General features: G+C 74.7%; 1 protein-coding gene. It reads left to right on the plus strand.

Annotation, left to right across the window (positions count from 1 at the left end; all coding sequences use genetic code 11):
* Positions 1 to 962: 5-dehydro-2-deoxygluconokinase (gene iolC / locus GL263_RS27240; protein ID WP_182858392.1), on the plus strand; the 962-nt coding region annotated here is incomplete at both ends.

Here is a 962-nt window from a genome sequence, read left to right on the forward strand (position 1 = left end):
CCTTCGACGTGATCACGATGGGCCGCATCGGCGTCGACGTGTACCCACTCCAGACCGGCGTGCCGCTGTCCGAGGTGGAGACCTTCGGCAAGTTCCTCGGCGGCTCCGCCACCAACGTGGCCGTCGCCGCCGCCCGGCTCGGCCGGAGCACGGCCGTCATCACCCGCACCGGACGCGACCCGTTCGGCGACTACCTCCACCGGGCGCTCACCGACTTCGGCGTGGACGACCGCTGGGTGACCGCCGTCGACGGCCTGCCCACCCCGGTCACGTTCTGCGAGATCTTCCCGCCCGACGACTTCCCGCTGTACTTCTACCGCCAGCCCAAGGCCCCCGACCTGGAGATCCGCGCCGAGGAACTGGACCTGGCGGCCGTCGCGCAGACCCGCGTGTTCTGGATGACCGGCACCGGGCTCAGCGAGGAGCCCAGCCGCTCCGCCACCTTCGCCGCGCTCGCCGCCCGGTCGAAGGCGGCGGCGGGCGGCCACACCGTCTTCGACCTCGACTGGCGGCCGATGTTCTGGCGCGACCCCGCCCAGGCCCGCGTCCACTACGCGGAGGCGCTGCGGCACGCCACCGTCGCCGTCGGCAACCTCGACGAGTGCGAGATCGCCACCGGCACCCGTGAACCGCACGCCTGCGCCGAGGCGTTGCTCGCCGCGGGCGTGGAACTCGCCGTGGTCAAACAGGGCCCCAAGGGGGTGCTCGCCGTGCACCGGGACGGCTCGACCGCCGAGGTGCCGCCGCTGGCCGTGGAGGTCGTCAACGGCCTCGGCGCCGGCGACGCCTTCGGCGGCTCGCTCTGCCACGGGCTGCTCGCCGGCTGGGACCTGGCCACGACGATGCGCCGCGCCAACGCCGCCGGCGCCCTTGTCGCCTCCCGGCTCGCCTGCTCGTCCGCGATGCCCACCGCGTCCGAGATCGACGGCCTCCTCGACGCGGGCGGGGCCCCCGCCCCCGGC

The sequence above is a fragment of the Streptomyces durbertensis genome (assembly GCF_014156695.1).
In the GTDB taxonomy this organism is placed as follows: Bacteria; Actinomycetota; Actinomycetes; order Streptomycetales; family Streptomycetaceae; genus Streptomyces; species Streptomyces durbertensis.